The organism is Hominilimicola fabiformis (genome assembly GCF_020687385.1).
Taxonomy (GTDB): Bacteria; Bacillota; Clostridia; order UBA1381; family UBA1381; genus Hominilimicola; species Hominilimicola fabiformis.
The window spans coordinates 14,387-30,204 of record NZ_JAJEQM010000020.1 but is presented as its reverse complement, the minus strand read 5'-3'; the positions used below and the strand labels follow the sequence as shown (position 1 = coordinate 30,204).

Annotated in this window: 13 protein-coding genes; 9 read left to right on the top strand and 4 right to left on the bottom strand. The window is 39.2% G+C overall.

Annotation, left to right across the window (positions count from 1 at the left end):
- Positions 1 to 15 precede the first annotated feature (15 nt).
- The 3 genes from LKE05_RS12470 to LKE05_RS12460 form a co-directional block, all read right to left on the bottom strand.
- Complete coding sequence (locus LKE05_RS12470; RefSeq protein WP_308457050.1) at positions 16 to 873, bottom strand: AraC family transcriptional regulator; 858 nt, start codon at positions 871 to 873, stop codon at positions 16 to 18.
- 114 nt (positions 874 to 987) lie between these two features.
- Positions 988 to 2,406, bottom strand: a complete 1,419-nt coding sequence (locus tag LKE05_RS12465; protein WP_117968442.1) for an arabinose isomerase — start codon at positions 2,404 to 2,406, stop codon at positions 988 to 990.
- 179 nt (positions 2,407 to 2,585) lie between these two features.
- Positions 2,586 to 3,860: a glycosyltransferase family 2 protein gene (locus LKE05_RS12460; RefSeq protein ID WP_117968441.1), complete on the bottom strand. Its 1,275-nt coding sequence runs from the start codon at positions 3,858 to 3,860 to the stop codon at positions 2,586 to 2,588.
- A gap of 505 nt (positions 3,861 to 4,365) precedes the next feature.
- Here LKE05_RS12460 and LKE05_RS12455 point away from each other — a divergent pair.
- The 3 genes from LKE05_RS12455 (at position 4,366) to mnmL (ending at position 7,993) form a co-directional block, all read left to right on the top strand.
- Positions 4,366 to 6,702: an ATP-dependent Clp protease ATP-binding subunit gene (locus tag LKE05_RS12455; RefSeq protein ID WP_308457049.1), complete on the top strand. Its 2,337-nt coding sequence runs from the start codon at positions 4,366 to 4,368 to the stop codon at positions 6,700 to 6,702.
- 94 nt (positions 6,703 to 6,796) lie between these two features.
- Positions 6,797 to 6,973, top strand: a complete 177-nt coding sequence (locus tag LKE05_RS12450; RefSeq protein ID WP_022229840.1) for a DUF1540 domain-containing protein — start codon at positions 6,797 to 6,799, stop codon at positions 6,971 to 6,973.
- Between the two features lie 78 nt (positions 6,974 to 7,051).
- A complete protein-coding gene (gene mnmL / locus LKE05_RS12445; protein WP_022229839.1) occupies positions 7,052 to 7,993 on the top strand; it encodes a tRNA modification radical SAM protein MnmL/YtqA in 942 nt (313 codons plus the stop codon).
- Positions 7,994 to 8,036: 43 nt separating this feature from the next.
- Here mnmL and LKE05_RS12440 read toward each other — a convergent pair whose 3' ends face one another.
- Positions 8,037 to 8,804: a hypothetical protein gene (locus LKE05_RS12440; RefSeq protein ID WP_147513808.1), complete on the bottom strand. Its 768-nt coding sequence runs from the start codon at positions 8,802 to 8,804 to the stop codon at positions 8,037 to 8,039.
- A gap of 120 nt (positions 8,805 to 8,924) precedes the next feature.
- On the opposite strand from LKE05_RS12440, the gene LKE05_RS12435 reads away from it, so the two are divergent.
- The 6 genes from LKE05_RS12435 to LKE05_RS12410 all read left to right on the top strand — a co-directional run bounded on the left by LKE05_RS12435 (position 8,925) and on the right by LKE05_RS12410 (position 15,798).
- Positions 8,925 to 9,152 (top strand): helix-turn-helix domain-containing protein, encoded by a 228-nt coding sequence (locus LKE05_RS12435; RefSeq protein ID WP_147513809.1) that lies wholly within the window; start codon positions 8,925 to 8,927, stop codon positions 9,150 to 9,152.
- A 400-nt stretch (positions 9,153 to 9,552) separates the two neighbouring features.
- Complete coding sequence (locus tag LKE05_RS12430) at positions 9,553 to 10,323, top strand: DeoR/GlpR family DNA-binding transcription regulator (RefSeq protein ID WP_022228749.1); 771 nt, start codon at positions 9,553 to 9,555, stop codon at positions 10,321 to 10,323.
- Between the two features lie 398 nt (positions 10,324 to 10,721).
- Complete coding sequence (locus LKE05_RS12425) at positions 10,722 to 11,204, top strand: Lrp/AsnC family transcriptional regulator (protein WP_022228748.1); 483 nt, start codon at positions 10,722 to 10,724, stop codon at positions 11,202 to 11,204.
- The gene (locus tag LKE05_RS12420; protein ID WP_308457056.1) at positions 11,204 to 12,376 is read left to right on the top strand and encodes an aminotransferase class I/II-fold pyridoxal phosphate-dependent enzyme; all 1,173 of its coding nucleotides are present in this window, start codon (positions 11,204 to 11,206) and stop codon (positions 12,374 to 12,376) included. The genes LKE05_RS12425 and LKE05_RS12420 overlap by 1 nt, the downstream gene beginning before the upstream one ends.
- A 9-nt stretch (positions 12,377 to 12,385) precedes the next feature.
- Positions 12,386 to 14,014 carry a CTP synthase gene (gene pyrG / locus LKE05_RS12415; RefSeq protein WP_147513811.1) on the top strand — a complete coding sequence of 543 codons (1,629 nt, stop codon included), beginning with the start codon at positions 12,386 to 12,388 and terminating at the stop codon, positions 14,012 to 14,014.
- 68 nt (positions 14,015 to 14,082) lie between these two features.
- Positions 14,083 to 15,798: an ABC transporter ATP-binding protein gene (locus tag LKE05_RS12410; protein WP_373367884.1), complete on the top strand. Its 1,716-nt coding sequence runs from the start codon at positions 14,083 to 14,085 to the stop codon at positions 15,796 to 15,798.
- Positions 15,799 to 15,818: the final 20 nt, after the last annotated feature.

Below are 15,818 nucleotides of genomic sequence, written 5' to 3'. Positions count from 1 at the left end.
AGTAGGGAAGAAAAACTAAGTAAAATCGCGTCTATAATCGGTTGGTTTTTGATTGGTATTCTTTTTAAACTGTGATATAAAGTTACTTGTATCAAGGAACCCGCATTCTTCGGATATTTCGGAGATTGATTTATTTGTTGTACGCAAAAGCAATTTTGACTTATTTATTCTATAATTCGTTAAATAATTATACGGAGTTGTACCCATAATCCTACGAAAAAGGCGGATAAAATGATATTTTGAAATATGGATATTCTGTATCATATCATCAATGGATATTGAATCGGAGTAATTATTTTGAATAAAATCAATTACTACATTAATATCATCCGAATGTTGACGTTTTTGACTTTTTTGCTCATTTTCGATTGTGTAAATAACAAGTGTATTCAGAACATCATGTATTTGCGAAGAAGTGGAAATACTGCTGAGAACATCATTTTTTGTTACGTTACATATAAGCTCCGACAGCTGTTGTTCAAAACTCAAAAAGTCTTTTACGGAAATAATATTTACCGCGTTAGGGTAGAGAATATCAAACATTGCCGCCACTGCACTGCCTTTTAAATGAATCCATATAAATTCCCATTCTTCGTTATTTGAAAAGTATTTATGATAATTATGACAATTTATCATAACGGCATTGTGAGGAAGAGCGGCCAAAGAAACTTTGTCACTCACAACCGTACCGCTGCCTTTTATTGTGTACAATAAAAGATAACTGTCGTGTTCGTCACGTTCCACTTTATAATCAGCCTCTGCACGAAAATGACCTGCCTCGGTTATGTAAAAAGGCAATGTCAATGTAAGCGGGGTAGGGGTGGCGGTGTACCAAAGTGAATTATCTGTTATTTTTTCTTCGTATTTTGACATATGGCTCTACCTCCTTTTTTTATTCTAACACATATTAAACTTTAAAGCAATAATTTCATATTAAATGTACAAAAAAAGCAAGCCACGTGAATAGCTTGCTTTTATATGTTTTATTTATCTTGTTACGATGTCAACAGGAACATTAAAGATTTTAGCAACCTTTAAGATTGTATCGATATGTCTGCCTGTAGCGGCTGCAAAGTGGTGAGTAGGACCGCATTCGCTCCAACGGTTTACAAATTCTCTTGCTCCGCAAGTGAAACGTGTTCTCATATTTGTATCACCGAATGAAAGAATCTTACCTTCTTCATTTACGCCCTCTGCAACGATAAACTTAAAGTGACCGTCACCGTCTTGTGTAATTGCAAGATAAGTAACAGGACCTGTGTACGGATAGAATTGAGTAAGGTAACCGCCGCCTGTTTTACCGTGGAATACCTTAACAATCTTCATTGTAGGTTTTTTATCTGAAATATCAGCATCACCCGAACCGCTGTGACCGATGATTGCAATATCGTCGTTAAAGTCGATTGAATACATTTCAGCAAGCTGACCTGTACCTGAGATAGTCTTTAGGATACTCATAGCCATAGCAACTTTCATATCACCCTCAACGGCACAAGCTGTACCTTGCTTAATAAGCATTGAGAATGCAGGGATAAGCATACTGTCAAGTACGCCGGCTTTACCTTGAGCGTAACCGTCATAGTGAGATGCGATTAAGCCAAGATGTTCGTCCTTAACCCATTGCTCAAAAGCAACAACGTATTTAGCCATATCCCAAACTTCTTCGATACTTCCGCCGCCTTCGATGTCGAATGTATCAAGAATATCTTGAGCCTTTGCACGAATTGCATCTTCGTCTGTGATGTTGTCAGCGATTGCCCACATCTTTTCCCAGTCGAACTGCTTTGTATATAGGTGCATTCTTCTGTATAGGTTTGATTCGTCAATGTAAAGGTCCATCATACCCGGATAAGGTCTGCCGATTTGAGCGATATTTGTATCTCTGAATCTTCTTCTAACCTGAGCTGCACGGCACCAATCGTCGATTTCAGCCTGTACACCAGGGTCGCCGCCTTCAACAACGCCTGTGATTACAGCGTGTCTTTTGCCGTATCTTTCAAGGTCTGCAACCATTTCGCCGACTGCACCGCAGGCATAACCTTCGCCAAGCCATGACGCTATATCAGTGTGGTCATAATCCAAAGCCTTTAGCTTTTGAATATTTACAAGAACAACCGGTACATCAAGGTCTTTTACTGCCGGTAGCATATTGTATGATGTTGCATATGTAAGTAACTGAAGAAATACCAAGTCAACGTCTGCGGCACGGAATAAATCTCCTGCTGCTTGTGACTGCTCCTTTGTTGTTACCATTCCGCCGTCGATTATTTCGACAGTGTCAGGAAGTGTTTTCTTGAACGCATCGTATTGAGCTTCAAATTCAGGTACCAATGATGGGAACTGAGGTAGATAAGCTCCTAATGCAATAGAAAATACGCCTACTTTAGCCTTTGTTTCAACTAACATTACTCTCTTCCTCCATTAATTAAATATTTAATTATTTTTCCGAAAAACAATAGCAAATCATACAATTTGACTGCCACGCACTGCTTTTCTCTCTATAAGATTTATTATACAATAAATGCAATAATACGTCAAGCGTTTGGGGCAATAAAAAAACCGCATAAAGCGGTTTTTAAAATATATTATTTACTGTTTAAACGATTTAACTCTTCCATAGAAATTGTGCGAGTATGTTTTGTATGTGACCATTCGGTTTTGTTTTTACCGATCATACCTTGAATTGCGATAGGCACCCAAGTGAAGTTATACAAAATATATGTGAAGTAGTAAAATACCATTTTTGGCTTAAATTCGCGGCGTTCATACCATATAACGAACGGTGTATAGCAGAACTGCAAAATAACGATTACGTTCCACAGCCACGAATTACCGAATATGTATGAAAGCTGAATGAATCCTAAGTCACCGTCGGGGTGAAATGTTTGTGCATATGCGAAGAATGTAATGATACCTGTTGCGATAATTCTTATCGGCTGAACAAGATATACAGCACAGTCAATACACGAAAGTTTTCTCTCTTTAATGCCTTTTTTGATAAGTTTAAAGAAATATCTTGATGCAACGTCACAATGTCCTTGCATCCAACGAACTCTCTGACGCCACGACTGTTTTAAGGTCAAAGGTTTTTCGTCGTAAACAACAGCGTCGTAAGCGAATGCCACACGTGTGTCGTTAAGAGAAAGTTTCATTGTAAATTCCATATCTTCCGTAAGACAGGTTGCACCCCAACCGAGTTTCTTTAAAGTGTCAAGTGCGATTATAAAGCCTGTACCCGAAAGTTCACAGCAAAGACCGAGTTTGTATCTTGAAAGCTGAAATATACGGTTTACACTCCAAAAACAGAATGAATAAGCTGCCGTAATCCAAGAATCGTATGGGTTTTTGCTGTCAAGGAAACCTTGAACAACCTTAAAGCCTTGATTTGCACGTTCATTCATAGCTTTTAGATAATTTTTATCAACAAGGTTGTCCGCGTCAAATACCGATATATAGTCGTATTGTTCGTCCATTTTATAAAGCTTGTCGAACATCCATTCAAGCGCGTGTCCCTTACCTCTAAGCTCCGGAACGTTTCTTACATATACAAGTGCACCGGCATCTTCAGCCGCTTTTGCGGTATTGTCGTCACAATTATCGGCAATTACAAAAATATCATATGCGTCATCGGGATAGTCAAGCTGTTTCAAAGATTCAACCATATTACCGATAACGACTTCCTCATTATGTGCAGATATTATAAGTGCAAATTTATGTGTTTTGTCGGAAATTTTCTTATTCTTGTCTTTTATCGGCAAAAATCCCGTAATTCCGACTATAAGATAGTAAATACCGATTGACAAAGAAAATACCTGTAAAATTATGCTAAATACAGTCAAAAACATACTGCCGTCTGACATTAAATTACCCCCTATAAAATATTCATAGCCTATTTTACTATCTTTGGCTGAAAAAAGCAATATATTTATGATATTTTTTGCAAATTCTATAATTATTTCTAAATAAATAAATTATATATGGGTAATTTTTTAGTATGGCAGAGATGAAATTATAATATAAAGGCAGGTGCATATAATAGATAATACTGAAAAGAATGCTATAAGCTCGCCTTTCAGACGTGAAGATTTTTGACGGCGGGTATAGTTTGAAACCGCTATACATTTACTGTTTTTTAACTGTTGTGTATTCATAATAAAACTTGTCCTTTTTGTGAAATTAATTATATATATAAAGTATATGAAATAAATTTACAATATATTCCAATTATTTTCGCGAAAAGTGAAATATTTGTAAACATACTTAAAAAGGGGTTTAAAATTTTAGATTGATATGGTATAATAACTTCAAAAATTGTGTATTTTCAGCGGTAAAACCGTTTTAAGATATATAGAAAGGAAAAAAGTGATGACATTATGTGCAAAATGTAAGAAAAACCCTGCGGTTTTCTTCATTACAAAAATGGAAAACGGAAAGACCACAAGCGAAGGACTTTGTCTGTCATGTGCAAAAGAGCTGGGGATTGCTCCGATTAATCAAATGATAGATAATTTCGGTGTGTCTGACGAAGAACTTGAAAATATAAATAATCAGATGTCCGAATTTATGGAGAGTATGGAAGGTATGCCTGGTATGGACGGCGATTTGTCGGAAATGCTCGGACAGATTTCGGGCGGTGAGGACGACGAAGGCGGTGCGGCTACCGCTCCTCTTGATGCGTTTAAAGATTTCTTTAATAATCTTGGCTCTAACTCAAACAGTGACGAAAGTACCGAGGAGAATAAAAAGTCGAAAGACAAAAAGCAGTCGAAGAAAAAACAGAAAAAGACCATGCTTGATACTTACGGCACAAATCTTACCGAAAAAGCCGCAAGAGGCGAGGTTGACAGAGTTGTAAACAGAGATGCGGAGATTGAACGTGTAATTCAGATTTTGAACAGACGTTCAAAGAATAATCCAGTTCTTTTGGGTGAGCCGGGTGTAGGTAAAACTGCCGTTGCAGAGGGCTTGGCTTGCAGAATATATGAAAAGAATGTTCCGCCTAAACTTTTTGAATATCAGCTTTATTTGCTTGATTTTACGGCACTTGTGGCAGGTACGCAGTTCAGAGGACAGTTTGAGGCAAGACTGAAAAGTCTTTTAAACGAGGCTGCCGAAAGAGGTAACGTTGTACTTGTAATTGATGAAATTCATAATATCGTTGCGGCAGGTGACGCAGAAGGGGCAATGAGTGCGGCGAATATTCTGAAGCCGGCACTTGCAAGAGGTGAAATTCAGATAATCGGTGCGACAACTCTTACAGAGTACAGAAAACATATAGAAAAGGATTCCGCACTTGAAAGACGTTTCCAACCTGTTCTTATCGACGAGCCTTCTATTGACGAAAGTATCGAGATTTTGAAAGGTATTAAGGATTATTACGAAAATTACCATTCTGTAAAAATTTCTGACGATATAATTGAACAGGCGGTAAGGTTGTCGGAAAGATATATAACAGACAGATTTTTGCCTGACAAGGCTATTGACGTAATAGACGAAGCAGGTTCAAGAGTAAATCTTAAAAATAAGGCACTTTATGACGTTAAATTGTTGGAGGACAGACTTGATGTCATAGAGGAAGATATTGAAACGGCTACCGATGATGGCGATTTTGAAAAAATAGCCAACTTAAAAACAGAAAAACTTAAAGTTGAAAAAGACATTGAAACGGCTGAAAACGAGGCTAAAAAAGCAGAGATTACGTTTGACGATATTGCGGCTGTTATCGAGGGGTGGACAAAAATTCCCGTACATCGCTTGACGGAGGACGAATCTACAAAACTTCTTAATCTTGAATCGCGTATTCATGAGCGGGTTATCGGTCAGAATGAGGCTGTTGAGGCTGTTTCGCGTGCGATAAGACGCGGCAGAGCCGATATTACTACAAGAAAACGTCCTGTATCGTTTATATTTGCAGGCCCGACAGGTGTCGGAAAAACAGAACTTGTTAAGACGATTGCGGAAGTTATGTTTGATAACGAAGAATCACTTATCAGAATTGATATGTCGGAATATATGGAGAAACATTCGGTTTCGAAATTAATCGGCTCACCTCCGGGATATGTCGGATATGATGATGCCGGTCAGCTTACAGAAAAGGTTAGAAGAAAGCCGTATTCCGTAATATTGCTTGACGAAATCGAAAAAGCACACCCTGAAGTGTTTAATTTGTTCTTGCAAATTCTTGATGACGGACGTGTTGCGGACAGTCACGGTAAAATAGTTAATTTTGAAAATACCATTATTATAATGACAACAAATGCTGGCTCTGAATTTAAGTCGGCGGCGGCAGGGTTTAACTCGAATGATGAAGTTAAACTTGACGATAATGTGGATAAGAGTTTAAAACAGTTCTTTAAGCCTGAATTCCTTAACAGAATTGACGAAATTGTAACATTCAAACCGCTTACAAAGGAAAATCTAAGACAGATTATTGACCTATTGCTAAAGGATATCCACGCAAAACTTGCGGAAAAAGACGCAAAACTTGTTGTTACCGATGAAGCGAAGGAGCTTATCTTGGAAAAGGGTTACGATAAGCGATACGGTGCAAGACCGCTTAAGAGAGCAATCCAAAAACTTTTGGAGGATAAACTTTCAATCTTGTCGCTTACAGGTCAGATTACATCGGGCTGTGTGATCACCGCCGACAGAAAAGACAACGAAATCACACTTACGGCAGTTTCAAACTTGCTTGAAAATTAGTATGATTTTCCTGTGATATTTTAAACCTAACTGCAAATAATATTTATGTGCCGCAGGGGCGGTATTAAATATTATTTTATGGAGGTAAAATATCATGGCATGTTGTAACGGCGAAAAGAACGAAAGTATTAAATGTACTGTAACACAGTGTGCAAATCACTGTGATTCAGCAGATTATTGTTCACTTTCAAGTATTCAAGTGGGTACGCACGAGGCTAATCCTACAATGGTTGAATGTACAGACTGTAACTCATTTGAATTGAAGAAGTAATAAAAAATTTCAGAACCCTAAAAGGAACTGTAGAAAAATTATGTTTTTTCTACAGTCCCTTTGTTTATGGAGAAAATTATGGAGAATAAATTTAAGTATTCAAACGACAATAAAAGATATCATACATGGAACTATCATCTTCAGCGGAAATTCGGCGGTAAGGTGTTTAAGGTGGCGTTAAACGGCGGTTTTACATGCCCGAATATCGACGGTAAAAAGGGCGTCGGAGGGTGTATATATTGTTCGTCAAGCGGCAGCGGTGATTTTGCCGGTGATCCGTCACATAATATTCTTACGCAGTTTGAGGAAGTCAAGGAGCGTATGCATAAAAAGTGGCACGAGGCTAAGTATATTCCGTATTTTCAGGCACATACAAATACATATGCACCTGCAAGCGTGTTGCGTGAAAGGTTTGAACCCGTGCTGAAACAGGATAACGTGGTTGGGATAAGTATTGCGACGCGTGCGGATTGCCTTGAAGATGATGTGCTTGATTATTTGTCGGAATTGAACGAAAGAACATATCTTGTGACCGAACTCGGCTTGCAGACTGTTTTTGACGAAACCGGTGAAAAGATTAATCGCTGCCATACATATGCGGAGTTTTTGGACGGTTATAAAAAATTACAGGATAGAAATATAAATGTGTGCGTACATCTTATTGACGGCTTGCCGGGTGAAACGACAGATATGATGCTTGAAAGTGCAAAGGCGGTGGCGAAACTAAATCCGCATTGCGTGAAATTGCATTTACTGCACGTTTTGAAAAATACGCGCCTTGCAGATATGTACGCAAGAGGTGAGTTTGAACTTATGACTCTTGAAGATTACGTTGAAACGATAGTAAATCAGCTTGAAGTTTTTTCGGAAGAAACGGTTATACAACGACTTACCGGTGACGGCGGACGTGATTCGCTTGTAGGTCCGCTGTGGAGTTTGAAGAAATTTGTAGTGCTTAATGAAATTGATAAACTTATGGTTAAACGCGATACATATCAAGGGGTTAAGTATGGTGAATAGTAAAAAAGAGAAGTCAATGGCTTCTCTTTTTTTGATAAAAGTTTTATTGTTGTAATTCTATTCTATCAAGATACAATGCAGGAACTGTGATTTTTCCGCCCATAGTCGATTGATAAGAATAAAGTCCTAAAGAAGTTCCGTAAACCGTTACATAATCATCATCAAGAATTCTTGATGTTACTATATTTTTCGGATAAGCAACATATATAACGTTGTCATAATCTCCGTTCACAGCAATTCTGTGTTGAGTTTCAGTATCACCTTCTATAACTTGAATGACTTTACCGCTATATGTAAGGCTTTTTCCTTTATATGGGTCAGGATTCCTTGCAAGTTCTTTGTAGTCAACATAACCATAATTTTCTCTTATAAATTCCTTTGCAACGGGAGCAGGTGTCGGTGTTGGCAGAGGTTCCGGAGTGGGAGTAGCAATAGGTACGGGTGTTGCCGACTGTTGTTCGGTGACAGGTGCTGTTGTGACAACAGTTGAATCTTTTTGGGTTGGTTCGTCAGATGAAGAACATTTTGTAAATAAAAGAATAATAATGATAATAGCCGCAATTATAATTGTGATAATGTATTTTTTATTTGGATTATTATTCCCTTGAGGAACTTGTTGTATAGGTGATGTGTCTGTTGTTTGTGTGTTTTGTTGCGGTGTTTGAGTCGATTGAGTATAGGCGGTTTCTGATTGAGTGTTTTTTGTGTCGGTATTTGTTGTTTGCTCAACTTTCTCTAACGGTGTATTGCAAGCAGTGCAGTAAACAATATCATCAGTAAATTCTTTTGAGCATTTAGGACATTTTTTCATAAGTGTTCCCTCCATATATGTATATTTTGCACCTATATAGGTGCAAAATTATTATAACACAATGCTACAATGAAGTCAATAGTTTTGTACTTATATTAGTGCATTTTGACGGGGTGAAATATGGACGCATTATATGAGAAAAAAATAGGAAATAAAATCCGAAGTATTCGTGAAAAAAGAAAGATTACACAAGAGGAATTATCTGCAAAACTGCAAGTTAGAGGGTGTGACATAACACGTAGTGCACTTGCAAAAATAGAAGTTGGTCAGCGTCATATATATCCTGATGAGATTAGGCATTTTAAAGAGATACTAAATGTTGAATATGATGATTTATTTAATGTGTGAGATAATTATTAGGATAGATTAAAAAGAGAAGTCAATGGCTTCTCTTTTTGTGTGAGTAGGGGCGAACATTGGTCGCCTGTGTAGCAAGGTAATTTGCGGTGGCGATAAAAAGGGGACGTCGAGTGCGCCGTCCCGTACGGGGGAAATATCTACAATACCACCACTCCGTCCTGCGGACACTTCTCCTCAAGAAGAGGCATAAAAGCCTCCCATAGAGGGGAACTGTCGACAAAGTCGACTGAGGGGTGGAGAGGAAAAACGGAGAGCAGTGGCGGAATACAGTCGTAGGGGCGACCATTGGTCGCCCGTGTGGATAGTATTCTTTTTATTTTTGCACCGTATTGAAAAGATAGGGAAAATATGATAAAATACATACAATAAATAAGAATGGAGATTAGATATGCTTGCAGTTGAACGCAGAAACAGAATAGAGCAGATAATAAATAAAAACAAGAGTGTACTTGTGGTGGAACTTGCAAAACAGTTTGAGGTTACAACCGAAACAATTCGCGGTGACCTTGAAAAACTTGAAAAACAAGGTGTGCTTGTTCGTACATACGGCGGTGCAACGCTTGTCGACAACAGCGAAATCGAACTTGCAATAACGGAACGTGATACGGTGAATTATGAGGGCAAACAACGTATAGGAAAATATGCGGCTGACCTTATAAAAGACGGTGAAACTATATTTCTTGATGCAAGTACATCGGCATGGCATTTGGCGAGATACATAAAAGGTAAACGCGGTATAACTGTTATTACAAATGCTGAAAAAATCGTGAATGAACTTTCAATGTGTGACCATATTCACGTTGTGTGCGTCGGCGGTGAACTGACGCCGAGAAATATGTCGTATATCGGACGTGTTGCGGAAAAAACAATAAAAGAAAATTATTATGCGAATAAGTGCTTTTTCTCATGCAGAGGTGTAACGCTTGGTCGTGGGCTTGTTGATTCGAGCGAGGGCGAGGCTGAAATTAAAAAAGCGATGCTTTCGTGTAGCGAATCGGCAATTTTCCTTTGCGATAAAAATAAAATCGGTAAAATAGGTGTTCCGAGAATTTCGGGCCTTGACGGTATAGATTGCTTTATTACAGACGCACAACTGACAGATGAATGGCAAGTGGCACTTGCCGAACAGGACGTTAAACTTGTGGAAGTGGAAAAGTAAAGCCACCCCTCAGACGGTTTCACCGCCACCTCCCCTCAATGGGAGCCGATTAAGAGCCTCTCCTTGAGGAGAGGTGTCACAAAGTGACGGAGTGGTGGCAAAAAAACAAAGCGGAAAGCCATCCCTCAGGCGGTTTCACCGCCAGCTCCCCTCAATGGAAGCCGATTAAGAGCCTCTCCTTGAGGAGAGGTATCACAAAGTGACGGAGTGGTGGCAAAAATACAACCCAAATCGGTGTAAAAACACCGATTTTTTAATTTTTTTTAAATTTGTGAAACTTTTTTGAAAAAAGGTATAGCATTTTTAGCGTAAATACGATATAATTATAAGATAAAATGACTATTCATATGTAAAAATGTGAAAACGGTTACATAACAAAGTATTGGAGGCTGACTTTTATGGAAGAAATTTTAAACATTCTTGACAAGGAAAAAGGTAATGTATCACGAGCGAAAATCGCGCAGATGCTTGGTATGGAGGAAAAGGAAGTCGCCGACAAGATTGAAAAAATGGAAAAGGAAAACGTTATTGTCGGTTACAAAACCATTGTAAATTGGGATAAGACCGACAAAGACGTTGTTGTTGCACTTATTGAACTTCGCATAACTCCGCAAAGAGGTGAAGGATTTGATAAGGTGGCAGAGAGAATTTACAAATACCCACAGGTAAAATCACTTTACCTAATGTCCGGTGCATATGACTTGGCCGTTACAATCGAGGGCAAGAGTATGAAAGAAGTGGCATTGTTCGTTGCGCAGAAGCTTGCACCGATGGATTCGATAATTTCAACGGCAACTCATTTTGTGCTAAAAAAATACAAAGAGGAAGGAATTGTATTCGAGGACGATGAAAAGGATACAAGACAGGTAATTACGCTATGATAGATTACGAAAAAATTATTTCACCGGTAGTTTCGGCTTTACCGCCGTCAGGCATAAGAAAGTTTTTTGATATAGTTGCAGAAATGGACGACGCTATTTCGCTTGGCGTCGGTGAGCCTGATTTTACAACACCTTGGGCAATTCGTGAAGCCGGCATATATTCGCTTGAAAAAGGACAGACGCACTACACCGCAAATGCCGGACTTATGGAATTGCGTGAAGAAATCTGCAATTACTATGACAGAAAATTCGATATAAAATATAATCCGAAAAAAGAAGTTCTTGTAACGGTAGGAGGCAGTGAGGCGATTGACCTTATGGTAAGAACGCTTATTAATCCCGGTGACGAGGTACTTATTCCGGAGCCTTGTTTCGTTTGTTATCGCCCTTGTACGGTTATGGCAGGCGGTGTTCCTGTTCCGATTGAAACAAAAGAAGAGGACAATTTCAGACTTTTGCCGGAACAGCTTAAAGAAAAGATTACCGACAAGACAAAACTTTTAATTCTGCCGTATCCGAATAATCCGACAGGCGGAATTATGTCAAAGGAAGATTTGGAGGCTATTGCAGAGGTACTTCGCGGTACAAATATAATGGTACTGTCAGACGAGATTTATGCTGAACTTCGTTATGACGGCGAAAAGCATATTCCGTTTTCAAATTTTGAGGGTATGAAAGAAAGAACTGTTGTTGTAAGCGGTTTTTCAAAGACATTCGCTATGACCGGTTGGCGTCTTGGTTATGCGTTAGGTCCTGAAAGAATTATAAAGCTTATGACAAAAATTCATCAGTACGGCATAATGTCAGCACCGACAACCGCACAATTCGCTGCGATTGAGGCACTAAAGAGCTGTGACGATGACGTTGCGGAAATGCGTCGTGAGTATAATTACAGAAGACGCTACATAGTGGACGGTTTCAGAGCAATGGGACTTAGTTGTTTTGAACCGCTCGGAGCATTTTATGTATTCCCTTGCATAAAATCTACGGGTATGACAAGTGAAGAATTTTGTCAAAATCTGCTTATGGAAGAAAAGGTCGCTGTCGTACCGGGCAATGCGTTCGGCGAGAGCGGAGAGGGATTTATACGCTGTTCATATGCGTATTCGATTGAGAACATTCAAGAAGCACTTAAAAGAATAGAGAAGTTTGTTAAAAGACACAGTAAATAGGAGGAAAAAATGGATACAAAGTATATATTCGTAACAGGCGGAGTTGTTTCAGGACTTGGTAAGGGCATTACAGCCGCATCATTGGGAAGATTGTTAAAGGCAAGAGGATATAAGGTTACAATGCAGAAGTTTGACCCTTATATCAATATGGACCCGGGTACAATGAGCCCGTATCAGCACGGTGAAGTTTTCGTTACAGATGACGGTGCGGAAACAGACCTTGACCTTGGACACTATGAAAGATTTATCGACGAAAACCTAAGCGTAAATTCAAACGTAACAACAGGTAAAATTTATTGGTCGGTTATTTCAAAGGAAAGACGCGGTGACTATGAGGGAAGAACTGTACAGGTAATTCCGCATATCACAAACGAAATCAAGTCAAGAGTTTACCGTGTTGCAAATACGCAGGACACAGATATTGTTATTACGGAAATCGGCGGAACAGTCGGTGATATTGAATCTACACCGTTCCTTGAATCAATCAGACAGGTTGTAAAGGAAGTCGGTAAGGAAAATTGTATGTATATCCACCTTACACTTGTACCGTATCTTTCAACATCGGGTGAACAAAAGACAAAGCCGACACAGCACAGTGTTAAGGAGCTTCTGAGCCTTGGTATTCAGCCTGACGTACTTGTTTTAAGAACTGAAAAGCCTCTTGAAGAAGGACTTGCAGAAAAGATTGCACTATTCTGTAATGTATCACCTGAATGTGTTATCGAAAACCTTGATCTTGATACACTTTACGAAGTTCCTCTTGCACTTGAAGAGGAAGGACTTGCAAAGGTTGTATGTAACCGTCTTGGACTTGAGGACAGAAAGCCGCAGCTTGATGATTGGACAAAGATGGTTGACGTCGTTAAAGACCTTATGAACGGCGGCAAGGAAGAAGTTACAATTTCACTTGTAGGTAAATATGTATCATTGCACGACGCATATATCAGTATCGTTGAATCGCTAAAGCATGGCGGAATACAGAATTACTCAAATGTTAATATCAAGTGGATAAACAGTGAAGAAGTTACTGCAAAGACTGCGGATAAACTCCTTAAAGATTCTGACGGTATTCTTGTACCGGGCGGTTTCGGTGACAGAGGTATTGAGGGTAAGATTATTGCCGCTCAATATGCAAGAGAACACAAAATTCCGTATCTTGGAATTTGTCTTGGTATGCAGATTGCGGTTATAGAATACGCAAGAAACGTACTTGGCTACAAGGATGCAAATTCATCTGAACTTAACCCTGATACAACTCACCCTGTAATCGACCTTATGCCTGAACAGCGTGACGTTGAAGATTTGGGCGGTACAATGCGTCTTGGATTGTATCCGTGTAAGGTTACACCGAACACACTTGCACAAAAGGTTTATAACAGTGACCTTATTTATGAAAGACATCGTCATAGATATGAATTTAACAACTTCTACAGAAATGAAATAACAGACAAGGGAATGGTTATTTCAGGTCAGTCACCTGACGATAAACTTGTTGAAATGGTAGAAATTCCTAATCACCCATGGTATATCGGTGTTCAGTTCCACCCTGAATTCAAGTCAAGACCTAACCGTCCGCACCCATTGTTTGCCTCATTTATCAAGGCGGCATTGGACAAGAAGAATAAGGCGGCTGAATAATTGGATTGCCTGCTTGACAGAAAGGTAAGATTAACTTGAAATATTATTGGAAGTATATAAAACCGTATATGTTGTTTTTCATATTAGGTCCTTTGCTTATGCTTACGGAAGTTGCGGGGGAAATCGTGTTGCCTAAAATTATGGCGTCAATGATTGACAGCGGTATCGGTGCGGAAGTCGCAGGACTTGGAACGGGATATATTTTGTCGCGGGCGTTGCTTATGATTGCGTGTATCTGTATTATGATAATCGGCGGTATCGGCGGTCATTTCTTTGCGATTAGGGCGTCGGTTTATTTCAGTGCGGATTTAAGACAGGGAGTGTTTGAAAAGGTACAGAACTTCTCATTTAAGAATATAGACAACTTTTCGACAGGCTCACTTGTTACGCGTCTGACGAACGACATTACGCAAGTGCAGAATATGGTTAGAATGCTTCTGATTATGGCAATGCGTTCACCGGGTATGCTGATAGGCGGTATTATAATGGCTTGTTCAATTAATAAAGAACTTGCGCTTATATTGGCATTCGTTATTCCGATACTGGCGGTATTGATAGGATTGCTGCTAAAAACCGCGTTTCCGCGATTTGGTGCAATGCAGAAAAAACTTGATAATCTTAATTCGGGTATACAAGAGAATATAACGAATGTTCGAGTTATAAAATCTTTTGTACGACAGGATTTTGAAACAGAAAAATTTGAAAATGCCAACTCAGACCTTATGAATACTACAATGAGAGCCTTGAAAATCGTTATAACGACAATGCCGATTATGACGTTGGCAATGAATATAACAACATTGCTTGTGGTATGGTTCGGCGGTAATTTTGTTGTAGGCGGAAGTATGGGTGTTGGTGACCTTATTGCGTTTACAACATATATTACGCAAATTCTTATGTCACTTATGATGGTTTCAATGCTTTTCTTACAGCTTTCGCGTGCGCTTGCGTCATCGACAAGAATTACGGAAGTGCTTAAAACAGATGTAGACCTTACAGATGAAAATGCAGGTCAAAAGGATAAGAAAGTTGAAAACGGCAGAGTTGAATTTAAAAATGTTTCTTTCAAGTATTACGAAAAACGTAAAGAAAACGTACTTGAAAATATTTCATTTACCGCAGAGCCGGGAGAAATTGTCGGTATAATCGGCACAACAGGCTCGGGTAAATCGTCGCTTGTACAGCTTATACCGCGTCTTTATGATGTTACAGACGGTGAAGTGCTTGTTGACGGCGTGAATGTTAAGGATTACGGTCTTAAAAATTTGCGTGACGGCGTCGGCATGGTACTTCAGAAAAATGTATTGTTCAGCGGAAGTATCGAAGAAAATCTTCGTTGGGGTGACGAAAATGCCACAATGGAAGAAATTCGTGCCGCTGCGGACGCCGCACAGGCTGACGGATTTGTAAACGCATTTACGGACGGCTATAATATGGAGCTCGGACAGGGCGGTGTCAATGTTTCAGGCGGACAAAAGCAGAGATTGTGTATCGCAAGAGCACTTTTGAAAAAGCCGAAAATTCTTATACTTGACGACAGTACAAGTGCCGTTGACACAGCCACAGAGGCTAAAATCAGACAAGCGTTTACAACGAGTTTGAAACACTCGACTAAAATAATAATAGCACAGAGAATTACATCCGTAATAGACGCGGATAAAATAATTGTGCTTGAGGACGGAAAGATTATCGGTATGGGAAATCACAATGAGCTTATGAAGAATTGTGAAGAATATCGCGATATTTACTATTCTCAAACAGATAAAGAAAAAGAAGTTTCTTAATTTGTACATCTTATCAGCCC